At 44.8% G+C, this 16,382-nt stretch carries 15 protein-coding genes and 1 rRNA gene; 14 read left to right on the top strand and 2 right to left on the bottom strand.

Annotated features, from left to right (window positions below; translation table 11 throughout):
• Positions 1–8: 8 nt before the first annotated feature.
• Positions 9–125 (top strand): 5S ribosomal RNA (rrf, locus tag CXK86_RS30330).
• Positions 126–397: 272 nt separating this feature from the next.
• Positions 398–751: a FlxA-like family protein gene (locus CXK86_RS30335; RefSeq protein WP_076254798.1), complete on the top strand. Its 354-nt coding sequence runs from the start codon at positions 398–400 to the stop codon at positions 749–751.
• 156 nt (positions 752–907) lie between these two features.
• Here the strand turns inward: CXK86_RS30335 and CXK86_RS30340 are convergent, their stop codons facing one another.
• Positions 908–2,263, bottom strand: a complete 1,356-nt coding sequence (locus CXK86_RS30340; RefSeq protein ID WP_076254796.1) for an MATE family efflux transporter — start codon at positions 2,261–2,263, stop codon at positions 908–910.
• 162 nt (positions 2,264–2,425) lie between these two features.
• Here CXK86_RS30340 and CXK86_RS30345 point away from each other — a divergent pair, with 162 nt between their 5' ends.
• The 11 genes from CXK86_RS30345 to CXK86_RS30395 all read left to right on the top strand — a co-directional run bounded on the left by CXK86_RS30345 (position 2,426) and on the right by CXK86_RS30395 (position 13,036).
• Positions 2,426–3,160, top strand: a complete 735-nt coding sequence (locus tag CXK86_RS30345) for a class I SAM-dependent methyltransferase (protein ID WP_076254794.1) — start codon at positions 2,426–2,428, stop codon at positions 3,158–3,160.
• Between the two features lie 230 nt (positions 3,161–3,390).
• A complete protein-coding gene (locus CXK86_RS30350; RefSeq protein WP_076254791.1) occupies positions 3,391–3,969 on the top strand; it encodes an RNA polymerase sigma factor in 579 nt (192 codons plus the stop codon).
• Positions 3,966–5,252: a hypothetical protein gene (locus CXK86_RS30355; RefSeq protein ID WP_076254789.1), complete on the top strand. Its 1,287-nt coding sequence runs from the start codon at positions 3,966–3,968 to the stop codon at positions 5,250–5,252. Before CXK86_RS30350 ends, CXK86_RS30355 begins: the two co-directional genes overlap by 4 nt.
• 58 nt (positions 5,253–5,310) lie before the next feature.
• Positions 5,311–5,769 carry a 2-thiouracil desulfurase family protein gene (locus CXK86_RS30360; RefSeq protein WP_076254787.1) on the top strand — a complete coding sequence of 153 codons (459 nt, stop codon included), beginning with the start codon at positions 5,311–5,313 and terminating at the stop codon, positions 5,767–5,769.
• A 195-nt stretch (positions 5,770–5,964) separates the two neighbouring features.
• Entirely contained in the window at positions 5,965–7,710 is a 1,746-nt protein-coding gene (locus CXK86_RS30365) for a methyl-accepting chemotaxis protein (protein ID WP_076254785.1), read from the top strand.
• Positions 7,711–7,917: 207 nt separating this feature from the next.
• Positions 7,918–8,595: an NAD(P)H-dependent oxidoreductase gene (locus CXK86_RS30370; protein ID WP_036614223.1), complete on the top strand. Its 678-nt coding sequence runs from the start codon at positions 7,918–7,920 to the stop codon at positions 8,593–8,595.
• A gap of 180 nt (positions 8,596–8,775) precedes the next feature.
• Positions 8,776–9,198 (top strand): MarR family winged helix-turn-helix transcriptional regulator, encoded by a 423-nt coding sequence (locus tag CXK86_RS30375; RefSeq protein WP_076254782.1) that lies wholly within the window; start codon positions 8,776–8,778, stop codon positions 9,196–9,198.
• Between the two features lie 167 nt (positions 9,199–9,365).
• A complete protein-coding gene (locus CXK86_RS30380; RefSeq protein ID WP_076254780.1) occupies positions 9,366–9,947 on the top strand; it encodes an NAD(P)H-dependent oxidoreductase in 582 nt (193 codons plus the stop codon).
• Positions 9,948–10,061: 114 nt separating this feature from the next.
• Positions 10,062–10,373, top strand: a complete 312-nt coding sequence (locus tag CXK86_RS30385; RefSeq protein WP_017690814.1) for an ArsR/SmtB family transcription factor — start codon at positions 10,062–10,064, stop codon at positions 10,371–10,373.
• 159 nt (positions 10,374–10,532) lie between these two features.
• A complete protein-coding gene (locus CXK86_RS30390) occupies positions 10,533–11,567 on the top strand; it encodes an LLM class flavin-dependent oxidoreductase (protein WP_017690813.1) in 1,035 nt (344 codons plus the stop codon).
• 308 nt (positions 11,568–11,875) lie between these two features.
• Complete coding sequence (locus CXK86_RS30395; RefSeq protein ID WP_036614215.1) at positions 11,876–13,036, top strand: AI-2E family transporter; 1,161 nt, start codon at positions 11,876–11,878, stop codon at positions 13,034–13,036.
• Between the two features lie 151 nt (positions 13,037–13,187).
• On the opposite strand, the gene CXK86_RS30400 is transcribed toward CXK86_RS30395, so the two are convergent.
• Complete coding sequence (locus CXK86_RS30400) at positions 13,188–13,559, bottom strand: ArsR/SmtB family transcription factor (protein WP_036614212.1); 372 nt, start codon at positions 13,557–13,559, stop codon at positions 13,188–13,190.
• Positions 13,560–13,904: 345 nt separating this feature from the next.
• Here CXK86_RS30400 and CXK86_RS30405 point away from each other — a divergent pair, with 345 nt between their 5' ends.
• Complete coding sequence (locus CXK86_RS30405; protein ID WP_076254777.1) at positions 13,905–16,256, top strand: heavy metal translocating P-type ATPase; 2,352 nt, start codon at positions 13,905–13,907, stop codon at positions 16,254–16,256.
• Positions 16,257–16,382: the final 126 nt, after the last annotated feature.

Raw genomic sequence — 16,382 nt, forward strand, 5'->3', positions numbered from 1 at the left:
GCTATGCGTTTGGTGGCGATGGCGGAGGGGTTCCACACGTACCCATCCCGAACACGACCGTTAAGCCCTCTAGCGCCGATGGTACTTGGACCGCAGGGTCCTGGGAGAGTAGGACGCCGCCAAGCAATATAAAGACACACTTGATGATATCGAGTGTGTCTTTTTGTTTTACTATTTTACACTGGCAAACAACTAACTTACAGATGAGACGAAATTAAGATTCTTCACTTATATGAAGACTTCCAATATTATTGATCAGACTATTAATGCTGGTAGGTATATTTCCATCTGTTCGACTTCTTATTCTTAGCTCCTTCAGCAACCTTTCAGTTGAATTTAACGTACGTTTCAGTGGGATAGGGTATAGTGAAGCTAAGTAAAGAGGGGAGAAATCATAATGAATATATCTTCTACAGCCAGCTCCACTACATCATACATATCGACATCTTCGAGTTCGGACAATTCAAGCAGCTTGGAGAAACAAAAGACGAAGCTTGAGGCTCAGCTGGAGAAAGTACAATCCAGCAAGGACGATGAACAGACTAAGGAGACAAAGACCAAACAACTTCAACAGCAGATCAAACAGATTGAGAACCAGATTGCACAGCAAAGCTCTCAAGGAGCTGGTACAACTGCTACGAAGGAGGCTCCACCTGCCCAACCACCATCCAATGGAATGGGAGTAGCTACCCCTAAGGAGATTGCAAACGCAACGACAGACAGCAATGGTCGATTTGATATACGTATCTAATTCCATCTAAATTTAGGATAAAACAAAAGCCCTGACCGATCTATATTGATCGTGCAGGGCTTTGTATATTAGTTTTTTAGATTATTTATGAGGTCTACCTACATTTTATCTACGTTCCATTGATCTTCTATCTGTTGCTGTTATTACCTGTTAACGTTATTCAGACTGCAGCGCGTGTATTCGATCCGTAAGGGATCGTTTTCTATAGTACAGGGCTATGGTTGCGAGAACCAGCATTTCGGACAGCGGTACGGCAAGCCAGACACCCGTGACACCAAAGAATGAAGGGAGGATCGCAATCAACGCAATCATGATGATCATTTCACGCGCAGCTGTAATCCAGATGGCCATTTTGGCATTGCCTACAGATTGAAAATAGGTGCTCATGACAAAGTTAACACCCATAAACACATAGGCAAATGTAAATATACGTAATCCGTAGACGGCATTATCTGTTACGCCGGTACTGAAGTTTCCAAAGATTTGCACGAAATAAGGCGCACCAATTTGAACAACAATCAGTAATAGTAGACCGCAAGCCAGAGCCGTTTTGGTAGCTAAACGTATCGTTTGTTGTACCCGTTTAATCTGTTTCGCACCATGATAATAACTGATCAGAGGTTGGGCAGCAGACGCCAGACCCAGGAACGCTAACAGTACCACACCATGAATATAGTTCAACACGGTAAAGGATGCTACACCATCCGTACCCGCAATGCGGTCCATGGAGATATTGTGAGAGACAGAGAAGACCGACATGCCAAGTTCAGCCAGAAAGCTGGGGAAACCAATGAGTAGAAGGGAAGCCAGCAGTTTGTTGTTCCATTTGAACCGGGTGAACGTGAGATTATTTGTTTTTTTGAAAAAATGAGTAAACAGGACAAGTAGCGCAAGAGACGCCGATACAATTGTACCGAGGGCCACACCGCGTACACCCCATTCGAGTACATACAGTGTTATATAATTGATGATGATATTGGCTACAGCAAACGTAATCTGAGCGTACATGGATGTGTTGGGGTTCCCATCGTTTCGTACAAAGATAGAGAGTGCATTCTCAATGGTGAAAACAAACCCGAACAATAACATGATATTCATATAGTCTGAAGCAAACGGGAAGGTCTCGGCGTTTGCACCGAGGGAGTATACCAGTTTGTCTTTGAATGTAAATGCAACATAACCAATGGCTACCGTAACTAACATAATGAGCATAATGGATTTGGTAAAAATTTGTTTGGCTGATGTGATATCTTTTCTACCCATAGCGTTGGAGTACAACGTTGCCCCGCCCATACCAATCCACAGCGACATGGCAACAAAGAGCGTGTAGACAGGTGAGGCAATGCCGATCCCGGCCATCGCGGTAGAACCCAGTTTGTGTCCAACCATAATGCCGTCGATAATAAAATTAAAAGCAACTACCAGCATCCCCAATACAGAAGGCACGAGGTAACTTATAAAAGCTTTACCTACAGATTGCCCTTCCAATGGATGCGTCCAATTCGTATTCATAATGACCTCCGTTAGTAAACTGAATGTTCATTCTGTATATAATAATACTGAACGTTCGTTCTGTATGATAACACGCCATGAATTCTCTTGGCAACTTTTGCGTTTAAATATCGTTTATGTGATAGAGTAGGTGGATATTTATAAGGCGGGAGGAATCTCTTGATGAAACAAAATAAATACGATGAAGCTGAGTTTTTCGACAACTATAGTAAGATGGCTCGTTCCGTTCAAGGGCTGGATGCAGCCGGGGAGTGGTATGAACTGCAGACTCTTTTGCCTGATTTGAAGGACAAGCGTGTGCTGGATTTGGGATGTGGTTTTGGGTGGCACTGCCGGTATGCGCGAGAGCAGCAAGCGAGTTCAGTGATCGGTGTAGATCTGTCTGAAAATATGCTTCAGCGTGCTCGTGAAATGACGGACGACCCGCAGATCCAGTACAAGCAGCTGGCGATTGAAGATATTGATTTTGCACCGGGACAATTCGACATTGTGATTAGTTCACTTGCCTTGCATTATATTGAAAGATTAGACACGGTGTACGCTAAGATCAATGATTGTCTCGTAGAAGGTGGCACATTTGTACTATCTTCCGAACATCCCATCTTCACCGCTCGTGCTGCGCAGGATTGGCATTACGGACCCACAGGTGAGATTCTTCACTGGCCCGTGGATGATTACCATGATGAAGGGAAACGTGTGGCGAACTTTCTGAATCAGGATGTGGTTAAATATCATCGCACTCTGGCAACACATCTCAATGAACTGATTAAGGCAGGGTTTGCTATTCAAAAGGTGGCTGAATCCAAACCATCACCAGAGATGATCGAACAGGTTCCAGGCATGCGAGACGAAAATCGAAGACCGATGTTTCTGATGATTGCTGCTGTGAAAGTATAACGATGAAAATGATATGATAGACCAGAGGGCAGAAAGAAACTGAGGAAGTGGAGCGTTCGCTTAAAAGCTTTCTGATAGAGATTTCTAACTAAGCAAACTTGAAGGAATCAGCGTGTTCAGCGATGTTGAACATGCTGTTTTTTTATTTTGCTACAATAATAAGAAATAATGTCCAAAACAGGGAACCAAATCACATTAGACTCAGTCATATTAAGTGAGGTGAACAACAGTTGGATGATCAATTACTGGCACAGGCTCAGACCATAGACAATTACACACTTAGTAGCATAATGGATGACTACGGAAATGACGTGTGGAATTACGCTTATTTTCTGACCAAAAGTGCCGAACAGGCAGATGAATTGTCACAGGAGGTATTTATTCGGGCGTACTCAGGGATCGCTCATTATCGTGGAGATTGCTCACTGAAAACATGGCTGTTGACGATTACTAGGAACACCACTTTTACATATCGAAAATCCAGATTTTTTCGTAGCAGTCTGTGGGGAGAGACGTTACCCATTGAGACAGAGCATGGGGGTTCGAACCAAAGAGTCATGATTGCAGAGCAGCCTGCACATCCTTCGGCCGAGATGGAAGTGATGCGTAAGGAGCATATCCATGAAATCTGGGATATTGTTCTGGCGTTGCCAAAGAAGTTTCGGGAGATTCTTTTGCTGAATCTGAAGTATGAGCTTACGACGAGTGAGATTGCTGAGATGTTGAAAATCAGCTCAGGCACAGTAAAATCCAGACTATCCCGAGGTAAGGATAAGGTACGGAAACAATGGGAGGAGCGAAGCAAATGACACACAAGGATGAGCAATGGGAGAAGGAAATCCGGAAGGGACCGTTTGCTTCGTCTCCTTTTACAGAGGATCACAAGCGAAAGGTGCTTCAACAGGTGGAGTGGATGAAGAAGTCGGAAGAGGGAAGCAAGGGAGATAGGCCAGAGAGCAGATCCAGGTCATCCAGGCCGTTTAGACCGCAAGTGAAAAATGCGTCACACAAGCGTCGCCTTAGAAGAGGGCCTCTTGTTGCCGGCACGGGCGCGTTGGTTATTGCTGCTGGATTGTTCCTATGGATCTGGGATGATGGACAGCTGGTGAAACCCGTGATCGAGCATGTCTATCCGACAGCAGCGTTACAGTTATCCGATGGTTTGAACACAAATCTGCTAACCGACAAAATGAAAAGAAATGTTGCAACTACCATGCGAGATGATCTGGGTAAACAGCTGAAAATTATGAAAGTGGAAGACTTGCCTGTGTCCGGCAGAATATATGTAGAGGCTGGAAATGAAAGTGAGAAGGAGTATGCACAGATATGGCTCGATGCGACAACAGGAAATCTGCGTGAAGTAGGAATGAGACGTGAGATGCAGCCAAGCGAGCTGGAACACCGTTATCTGCGTCAAGTTCCATCGCTTTTGCAAAGTATAGGCAGTACTCCAACGCTTAAACCTGCATCAGTCCAACGTTTTGTGAGTATGAAGCAAGGGGAGTCGGAGCCAATATCGCATACGACATTAGCGTTAGAGAATGAGACTGGCGATGGTTATGGGGAGATTGTATGGCAGCAGGACAAGGCTGTCTCGATCACAGGCGACCTTAGACCTGATCAAGTATCCCAGGCGGCGCTGGCGGATGCCAGAAACGCGATTGAGGCTCTGTCTGGTAAAGCCAATCTTGATCTGATAAGAGCAAGCCGAAGCAAAGATGATGAACTCGGTAAGGATACAGTCTTTTTTTCCTTTAAAGATAACTACTTTGTACAGATGACCGAAGGAAAAGCAGGCTTGGGTTATACGGTTGGGGATGCTAATCACTATGAGCAACAAGAAATAGGCAACATTGAAGAGATGGAGGCTTATCATGAGAAATTATATAATATAGATGAGTTTCTTCTTAGAGAAAAAGTGGGGCCAATAGTGAAGAAGATATTTAACATTGATTTTGATGCTTATAAACTTCACAGAAATGCTGAGCAATTAGGAGTCGTCTCATTTGAACTGGAGTCGAGCACGGATGTTTTTCAGGTTGAATACAGGGAAGATGGACGGATCAAGATGATTACCAGAGGCGAGTTATAGGGCTGATCTTATATGTTACAATTTACTTCATAGATGGAATGTGTATAAGGAGATAACGATGAAATATTTGGTGAGTTCATGTCTGGCAGGGGTAGCTTGCCGTTACAATGGAACAGCGAGCCTGGATGAGAAAATTCAGGAGCTGGTGGAGCAGGAGCAGGCTAAGATGGTATGTCCGGAGCTGCTTGGCGGATTCTCCACTCCACGGGAACCGGCTGAAATTATCGGTGGCACGGGCAAGGACGTACTGGCAGGCACTGCAAAAGTGATCGAGAAAAGTGGCAAGGACGTCACAAAGCTGTATATTAAGGGAGCCTATCAGACGCTCGAATGGGCCAAAAAATTGAATGTATCGTGTGTGGTATTGAAGGAGTTCAGTCCGTCCTGTGGTACACAGATGATCTATGATGGGAAGTTTGCCAATCACAAGGTAACTGGAGAAGGTGTCACCTCAGCATTGCTGCGACAAGAAGGATTTACCGTCATTTCTGAAAATGAGTGGATGGAGCAACTATAGGTCGAACAGATATCGTTTCATATTCACAGAAAAGCCGCTGGATTATATCCTAGCGGCTTTTCTGTTGTCTCCCATTACTTTTCTCATTAAATGAATAAAGTCGATTTTCCTGAAATGCTAACAAACAATATGGATACATACGATATAGATATAAGATATATAAGGCAATCTACTATTTAAAGTGGGGGAATAATCATGTCAATTCAGTCTAAGCCAAAAAATAAGAAAGGAAATAAACTCAAAAATATGAAATTAACAACAACGATGGTCATCATGACTGTGATTAGTCTAATCGGCTTGTTTACTGTTTTTCTGATTGGGATTTTCGGAATGAACGAAGCAAAAACGGGACAAGGTATCCTCTACAATGACCGCTTCCAGCATCAAACCAATGTTCTTGAATTGAAAAGTAATTTCTATAATATGCGTGCCAATTATACAAAGGTTCTTGATAATGCAGAGTATACAGACAAACAGTACGATCAGGTTCAGAAAGGTAAGAAGAGTATCACGGATGGCTTGAATGAATTTTCAGCAAGAACATTGGATACCAAAGAAAAAGAGATATTTGCAGATTTGGCAACAAAGATGGATACATATTATCAGGATATTGAGCAAATCATGGATACCAAAAAGATGTCGGGCACCTACGATAGTGAAGAGAGAGGAAGAATTAACAAAAGCAGTACAGCGATTGTGGAGACGATCACCCTTTTGAGTGCGCATAACGAAGAAGAGTCAGCCAAGCTCTATGCGGATACACAGGAAGTAATTCAGCAACGAGCATTGGTACTCGGTTCGGTTCTTTTGTTTTCACTTGCAGCACTCATTCTTATTTCATTTGTAGTGATTCGCAGTATACGTCAACGAATGAAAGCTATCACCCGTTATTGTGAAGAAATAACACAAGGCAACTTAACGGCATCCTTAGATCCGCATCTAACACAGGGAAATAATGAGATAAGTGTCATCGCACGAGCTATTCGTACAATGACCGATTCCACAACAAATGTCATTCGTGGTGTAGTTCAGGAATCTCATCATATCAACCAGGTTAGCGATCTTACCAACCAGAATATGGCTGGTCTGAATGAACGAATTCGTGAAGTATCAGCTACAGTTGAAGAGCTCTCGGCTGCAATGGAAGAGGCTTCAGCCCATACGGAAAATATGAATCATTCGGCTGCGGAGATGCAACAGGGAGCTGAATATATATCGGAACAGACATCTAAACAAGCAGAGTCCGCCTATGTGACCAGCACGAAGGCTGAAAAGTTGAAGCAGGAAGCCCGCGAATCGAGCCGAGCAGCCATAGACATGTATGATCATACGAGTAAGAAGATGTCAGAAGCGCTGGAACGTGCAACAGCTGTAGATCAGATTGGTATATTATCTCAATCTATCTTGGATGTTACGGCGCAGACTAATCTGCTTGCACTCAATGCATCCATTGAAGCTGCAAGGGCTGGAGAAGCAGGTAGAGGTTTTGCGGTTGTTGCAAGCGAGATTCGAAAGTTGGCTGATGATTCCAGACAGGCTGCCGATCAAATTCAGCAGGTCACGGAAGAAGTTATGCAGTCTGTGACCAATCTGTCCTCGAATGCTAAAGAGTTGCTATCCTTTATGTTCAATCAGGTTGGCAAAGATTATAAATTATTGGAGGATACAGCTGAACAGTATTATGTCGATTCCCTTGATCATGCCAATGCAGTTAAAGATCTCAATGCAACCTCACAACAAGTGACTGCAAATATCAAAATACTAGTGGGCTCCATTCACGAAATTGCATCAGCCAGTGAACAATCAGCCGCATCCAGTCAGGAAATCGCAGGACATATGGTTGCCTCTGCTGCGCAATCTGTGGAAGTAGTTAAACAATCTGATCAAGTCAAGGATAGTGCATTAAATTTGAATAAGCTGGTTCAAGATTTCAAGATTTAAAAGAAAAGAGTCATAGATAATCCACTAGGGCCATGTATGCCCAGTGGATTATTGCTGTCTTTCATCAATACTTACTTTTATAAACCAAGAAACAATAATGTGCGTACTTTTAATTTATACATATAGAGCCTAAAATAATACTTGAGATGAAACCACTTAAACATTATTGTTCAACATAAAAAAGTTATAAAAAGGACGTGGAGCTCCATGGAAGTTACAGCAAAGTCAAAGACAAAGGAAGACATCTTAAAGGCGTATCATTTCCGGCATGCAACAAAGATATTTGATGATACCCGCAAAATCTCGGATGAGGATTTCCAATTTATATTGGAAACAGGCAGATTATCTCCAAGTTCCATTGGCCTTGAACCGTGGAAGTTTCTGATTGTACAAAATCCAAACCTGCGTAAGCGTCTGTCCGAAGTCTCTTCCGGCGCGCAAAAGCAATTGGCTACAGCAAGCCATTTTGTTGTTATTTTGGCCCGATCAGATGCCAGTTATAATTCTCCCTATGCGGAGTACATGTTGAAGGAAACAAAGGGAATGCCAAATAACGTATTTGAGCTAACAAGTGAGGCTTATGGAAAGTTTCAAAATAACCAGAAGATTCTGGATAATCCACGATCATTATTTGACTGGGCATCTAAACAGACTTATATTGCACTCGGCAACATGATGACGGCGGCAGCTCAGATCGAGATTGATTCTTGTCCAATCGAAGGTTTCAGCCGTGAGGGCGTCCACCGTATTATGGAAGAAGAGGGCTTGCTTGAAAATGGCGCATGGGGCGTCTCCATGATGGCAGCCTTCGGTTATCGGGCAGAGGAGCCCCAGCGTGAGAAGTCCCGACAATCCGTTGAGAAAATCACGCAATGGATTAACTGAATTCAGCATGAATCCAACATGAATTCAAAAACGATTAGCTAAGATCTAACATTATAGATCAGGATCAAAGTAGAATCGAAACAGCCCGATATTTCCACATGTTAGCAGGATGGAAAGGGCTGTTTTTCTTTTTATATAAAATAACTTGAAAATACATAGATGTCTATTTATAATGAGGTCATGCCTAAATACAACGCAATTGCACTGATTGCAAGAATCAGAGACCATGTCAACAAACGGATTGTACACGAATTGGAACAGCATGAGGTAACAGGGATTGTTCCTTCTCATGGAGATGTATTGATGTTCTTATACCGGGAAGAGACGCTGTCGATCAAGATGTTGGCTGAACGTGTTCAACGCACGCAACCAACGGTAACGGTACTGGTCAACAAGCTGGAGAAGCTTGGCTATGTTGAACGCAACAAGAGTGCGGAAGATAGCCGGGTGACGATTATTCGCCTAACCGAACAGGGGAAGCGACTCGAACCGATCTTCCATCAGGTATCAGAGCAGATTAATGACATCATCTATAGTAGCTTGTCCGATGAACAGTCGGAGCAATTGGAGAGCTTGTTATCCATTATTGTCCGAAAGTTATAATGAATGAACTCTTCTGTCTGCAACCCTTTCAGATTTGACTGGGGTGGAGGCGGAGGAGCCCAAATATTTTTTTGCCCATATACATAGATATCTATGTATGCGGGAGCGTATCAATGTAACCCCATTTTCGCAACCTAACTCAAACCAAACCTGGAGGGATTCACACTATGAAACATCTTATCGTATATGCTCACCCGCACACAGACAGCTTGAATAACGCAATCCTCAATACTGCTGTAGAAGCTCTCAAAGCTCAAGGCCATGAAGTAGACGTTCGTGACTTGTACAAACTTGGATTCCAACCCGTACTGACTGAAGCTGACACAGCTTCCATGCGTGCAGGACAGACACCACAGGATATCGCAACAGAGCAACAGTTTGTTACGGATGCAGAAGTTATCACATTCATCTATCCGATCTGGTGGACAGGTCTTCCTGCCATTATGAAAGGATATGTTGACCGTGTATTCGCCTATGGTTTTGCATATGCAGCAGGTGAAGCGGGAATCGAGAAATTGCTGACAGGCAAAAAAGGACTCATCATCAACACACATGGTACACCAAGTGAAATTTATGATCAGATTGGCATGACTGCTGGACTGAAATTAACTTCAGACGTAGGCATCTTCGATTTTGTAGGTATTGAAGCCGTAGATCATCTGCTCTTCGGTAGTATTGGATATCTGGATGCACCCGCATATCAAGCCATGTTGGATCAGGTTAAACAGACGATTACAACCAATTTCTAATATGGATGTTGAATCCAGATGCGGATTCCATATGATACCAGACCGACTCGATCATGAGTCGGTTTGTTTGTTCATGTGTTTGCAAAATGGATGAAAGGGGGTATAATCGTACCCATGGAACCTATACTTATATTTAAAGCATTATCGAACGAGACACGTAGACAAATCCTGTTGTGGCTCAAAAACCCGGAGCAACACTTCCCACCGCTGGAACTATCTCAGCATCCGGATGGTGGCAAGAACGGAATCTGTGTTGGCACGATTCAACTGAAGGCTGGACTGGCTCAGTCGGTTATATCCAGTTATCTGCTGACTATGCTCAAGGCAGGGTTGCTGCTCTCCGAGCGCAGAGGACAATGGACGTATTATCGGCGCAACGAGGAGACGATACGTCAGTTTGCCGAGTACGTACAGAACGAGTTATAAGCCGGATGCCGGAACGGAAGCTAGGATGCATATGCAGGCAGGGATTCCGTCCGGATGTAAACGGCTAGTTTATGAACACATCACCATATCCAGTTGTGATTTAATTAATCTATATATCTGGATATACAAAAATATAATCATCGAGGAGATTAAACGATAATGACTACAGAAAATACGGCTTCATCCCATAAAGAACATATTAATGACGTTAAGCTTTCCATCCTGGATCTGGCTCCCGTCGTTGTGGGTGCAACACCTGCTGATGCTTTGCGCAACAGTCTTGATCTGGCACAGCATGCAGAGCGTTGGGGATATCATCGTTACTGGGTAGCTGAACATCACAACATGCCGGGTATTGCTTCTTCCGCAACTTCGGTTGTTATTGGATATCTGGCTGGTGGAACCAAAACGATTCGTCTGGGTTCAGGAGGCATCATGTTGCCTAACCATGCACCGCTTGTCATCGCTGAGCAGTTTGGTACTCTGGAATCCCTTTATCCTGGCAGAATTGACCTGGGACTGGGTCGCGCACCAGGTAGTGACCGCCGTACATCGCTTGCACTACGTAAAGATCTGAACAGTGGGGAAGATTTCCCTGAGCTTTTGGCAGAACTCAGAGCATACTTTGATGCTTCGGCGACATCTTATCATGCGCCTGTTCGCGCAGTTCCTGGAGAAGGATTGAATATTCCAATTTACCTCCTGGGGTCCAGTGATTTCAGTGCACGTCTGGCAGGTCAGCTGGGATTGCCGTTTGCTTTTGCCAGCCACTTCTCGCCCGATTATACCCGGATCGCATTAGAGACGTATCGAAACAACTTCCAACCATCTGAAAGCTTGAAGGAGCCACATGTGATTGTTGGTGTTAACGCTGTTGTTGCAGATACAGACGAGGAAGCAGCATGGCTGGGTACAACGATGCAACAGCAGTTCCTGAACATTATTCGTGGCACAACGGGATTGGTACAGCCTCCGGCAGAGATGGAAGGCAAATGGACGGATCGTGAGAAAGCTGGTGTGGAGCAGACGCTGAAGGCAGCTGTTAATGGTTCACCAGAAACCGTACGTGGACAGTTGGAATCTTTCATTCGGCAGACACAGGCAGATGAGCTGATTATTACGTCGATGATCTATGATCATAAGGCACGTCTGCATTCCTATGAGTTAATCGCACAATTGGCGGGAAAAGCTTAATCTTTATTTTCAGCGTTAAAGCTGGCTTAATGGTAGGGTATAGCTACAAATTTACGGTTCGTCTCCCAGTGAGGCGAGCCGTTTTTGAATAGGGAGAATTTGCAAATGATTCGTGTGGGGCAGAAGACTCATTTTGGGGTAAAATGACTTTACCGGTTTAATTTGAAACGGTTAATCAGCACCATACGTATAAATCCAGAGTGTTATACATATGTTGGCTTGTACAAGGTATTTTTTTCGTGTGTGGGCATTTATTTAGCTTTATAGTTTAGTTTTGATTAAGAGTCATAAGAGAGGACGACACGCCTATGGAGCAACCTGAGCAACCCCGCGTTTGGCCGGAGCGGTTCAAGCGATTTTTTCTTAACAACAAGTTTGTTCTATTTCTGCTGATTCTGCTGTTGGTGGGACTGAACGTGATGGTTCTGACCAAAGTATCCTTTGTTCTTCATCCGCTCGCAGTACTCATCAAAACAATTGTGTTACCTATTATTCTGTCAGGCATACTCTATTATCTGCTGAATCCGATTGTGGACGTGATGGAAAGGTGGAAAATCAAGCGCGGCTGGTCCATTCTGATCCTGTATCTTGCGATTGGAGGCATTCTGACAGTCGTAGTATTGGCGGTCATTCCGGTTGTGCGTAACCAGATTGTGGGGCTGATTGAAAATTTCCCAACCTACAGTGAGACGGTAAAACAGCAGTTTGAGGAGCTTACGGGCAGTAAATTGTTCGGTCAGTTCCAGGAAACGGTGAATCTGAATTCGCAGGACTGGTGGGGAACAATCTCCCAAAAGGCTACTGAAATTCTGAACTCGACCTGGACCAAATTGGGCGGATTCCTCGGAGCTTTCACTGAGACCGTGCTGTCTATCGTAACGGTTCCATTCATTCTGTTCTATCTGCTGAAAGACGGCAAGAAGCTGCCAGCGAAAATTCTGTCTTTCCTGCCGATCAAGAGCCGTACGGGCGCAATGCATGTGCTGGAAGACATCAATCACCAGATCAGTTCATTCATTCGTGGACAGATTATCGTCAGCTTCTGCATCGGTATTCTGCTCTACATCGGTTATATGGTTATTGGTCTGGATTATGCATTGATTCTTGCAATTATCGCATCGTTCACAAGTGTTGTTCCGTATCTGGGACCTGCAATTGCGATTACACCAGCATTGATCGTGGCACTCGTCACTTCTCCGGTGATGCTGCTGAAAATGGTTGCCGTATGGACGATCGTACAGTTAATTGAAGGTAAATTCATCTCACCACAGATCATGGGCAAAACGCTGAAGATCCATCCTATCACGATTATCTTTGTCATTCTGACTTCGGGTAATCTGTTTGGAGTCGTGGGCATTCTGCTCGCTGTTCCAGGATACGCGGTGCTCAAAGTATGTGTATCACATATCTTCAACTGGTTCAAGGACAGATCGGGCCTGTACGACCCGAACAAGAACAATCTTTTATGACCAAAGTGGCAAGCTCCAATGGATAGTTAATCAGAAGATATAGTCACTTTGTATCCTGTATAAAACGGTACCCTTACCAAGAAGAACCCCCGTCCATCGGCATACAGCCGGAAGGCGGGGGTTCTTCTGCATGAACAAGCTTGGCTGCTGCCTAGCTGTGTTTAATATGTTGGAGCGTTTGCAGGAAAATCTGCTCAATATGAGCATCATCCAGAGAGTAGTACACGGTCTTACCTTCCTTGCGCCGCTTGACGATCCGCATGTTGCGGAGTGAACGCAGCTGGTGTGAAATGGCCGACTGTCCCATGTCGAGCAGAACCGTCAGGTCATGAACACATAATTCCTTCTGTAACAGCGCATCAATAATACGTAGACGTGTGGGGTCACTGAATGCCTTGAACCAATCTGCCATCTCGGAAGACGTCTCCCGATCTATGAGTGAAGTACGAATCGTCTGCACGTCGGCTTCAGTACCTGAGCAGGCTGCATCACATTCGCTTGGTGCTTTAACCGGTTGTTCCATTTCCTATCACCGCCTATGTTAACTCAACATTTGCATAATTCGATTTAACCATTTGGTAAGTACAACAACTAGACGAATAAAACCATTTCGATCTAATTGTTGTTGATTGGAATTCACTGGTTCGGATTTATGCAAAAGTTTAACTATAGCTCTATTATATCCAAAACCCGCCTAAAGCGAAATGATTACTATTAGCATAATCTGTATGAAAAATCAACAACGATTGTTGACACTCATGTTTAGGCGTGCATATAATAGGGGTAACCAAACATATGAATGAGTGATCATATATTGAATACAATTGAAATATAACATCGTTTTTGTACTGCAAAGGGGAGAATTCACATGGGAACCGGACAGGAACAGGTGAAAAGGGAACTGCTGCTTGATGGACTGGATTGTGCGAACTGCGCATTGAAGATTGAGAATGGCGTCAAAAAAATTAAGGGCATTAACGAATGCTCTGTCAATTTTGTTACCAAAACATTATCGCTACACACCACTTCCGATATGGATGAACAGGTAGTGGAAGAAGCAAAACGCAAAGTGCTTCGGCTGGAGCCGCATATTCGCATTTCGGAAAAAGGAAAACACGTGAACGGACATGTGCACACCCATACAGGGAGTACAGGTAGTGCAAATAACCACAGTCATGACCATACCGGACATGATCATGGACATTCACATTCACATGGCAAACACTCGCATACTCATGATCAACATCAACATGGTCACGCACATGACCATGATCATACACATGAGCACGGGGGTCATGCTGGGCATGATCACAGCCATACCCATGATGATGCCCATGCAGGCCACTCGCATGAACATGGTGCAGGCCAGACAAAAGTGTTGCTTGCTCGTCTTGCTGCAGGTTCTGTGTTGCTCGCAGCTGCGATCTGGTCGCCGCTGGAGGGCTGGGCACAGTTTACTCTATATGCACTCGCATATCTGATTGCCGGGGGAGATATCGTGCTCCAGGCGTCCAAAAACATCATCCGCGGTCAGGTATTCGATGAATACTTCCTGATGTCCGTCGCTACCTTGGGTGCTTTTGCCATTGGAGAGTATCCGGAAGGGGTAGCGGTCATGCTCTTTTATCAGCTCGGGGAGCTGTTTCAGGGCATGGCGGTTAATCGGTCACGTAAGTCGATTCAGTCACTCATGGACATTCGCCCGGACTACGCGAATATCCTGACGGGTTCGGGTGACGAGACCCGTCGTGTATCTCCGGAAGACGTACGGATTGGTGATCGTATTGTCGTGAAAGCAGGAGAGCGAGTACCACTGGATGGTATCGTTAGAGCTGGGCGTTCCATGGTGGACACTTCTGCTCTGACAGGTGAATCCGTACCTCGTGAGCTGGAGCCTGGAAGTGATGTACTGAGTGGATTTGTGAACAAGAATGGTATGTTGACGATTGAAGTAACCAAAACGTTTGGTGAATCAACGGTATCCAAGATTTTGGACCTGGTGCAGAACGCGAGCAGTCGGAAAGCGAAAACAGAACATTTTATTAGTAAATTTGCTCGTTATTACACACCGGTTGTTGTTATCCTTGCAGCCGTGATTGCATTTGTTCCGCCGTTGATACTTAGTGGTGCAACATTTGCTGACTGGATCTATCGTGCATTGGTCTTCCTGGTTATCTCATGCCCTTGTGCGCTCGTGGTCTCTATTCCACTTGGATTCTTTGGTGGTATCGGAGCAGCTTCACGTAACGGGATTCTTGTCAAAGGCAGTAACTACCTTGAAGCGTTGAACGATGTGAAAGTTGTTGTTTTTGATAAAACGGGTACACTAACCAAAGGTGTATTCAAAGTAACAGCCATTCATCCCGAAGGTGGACGCACGGAAGAAGAACTGATGGAGCTTGCAGCCATTGCCGAAGCCAATTCCAATCATCCGATTGCTGAATCCATTCGCGCAGCTTGGGCCAAAGCCATTCCCACGCAAGGTGTTGAAGGTTATGACGAAGTTGCCGGACATGGGATTAAGGTGAGCGTCGATGGTCGGGAAGTGCTGGCAGGCAACGCCAAATTAATGAAGCAGGCAGGTATAACCTATACCACACCAGAGACGGCTGGAACGATAGTCCACGTGGCTGAAGCTGGCACGTATGTTGGTCATCTGATCATTGCCGATGAAGTGAAGGATGACGCAGCCGCGGCTATTCAGGCGCTGAAGAAACTCGGCATCCGCAAAACGGTCATGCTGACAGGTGATGCCAAAGCCGTAGGTGAAGCGGTAGGACGTGAGCTGGGTGTGGATGAGGTCTACGCTGAATTGTTGCCACAGGATAAAGTCGAGCGACTGGAACAACTGGAAGCTGCCAAATCTCCGAAGGAAAAAATGGTGTTTGTCGGTGACGGTATCAACGATACACCTGTGCTGGCACGCGCCGATGTGGGTGTGGCCATGGGTGGACTTGGTTCAGATGCCGCGATTGAAGCGGCAGATGTGGTCATCATGACCGATGAACCGTCGAAACTAGCGAGTGCAATCCGCATTGCTAAGCGTACACGAATGATTGTGTGGCAAAATATCGCGTTTGCTCTGGGAGTTAAAGCGATCTTCCTGTTACTCGGTGTGTTTGGCATAGCTACCATGTGGGAAGCGGTATTCTCGGATGTCGGTGTCACGGTGCTAGCTGTCCTGAACGCCATGCGTGTACTTCGTGTGAAGAATATCTAAGTTTACGAAACGATCCAGGCGGCTCTTCGTATATACGTAGAGCCGTTTTTATATTTTTATGTAGATAAGTCTAACTAGACATTTACACGAGAACGGAGAGGACAGAGATAACCTGAAGAAGCGAAG

The organism is Paenibacillus sp. BGI2013, from assembly GCF_002843485.1.
Lineage (GTDB): Bacteria > Bacillota > Bacilli > Paenibacillales > Paenibacillaceae > Paenibacillus > Paenibacillus amylolyticus.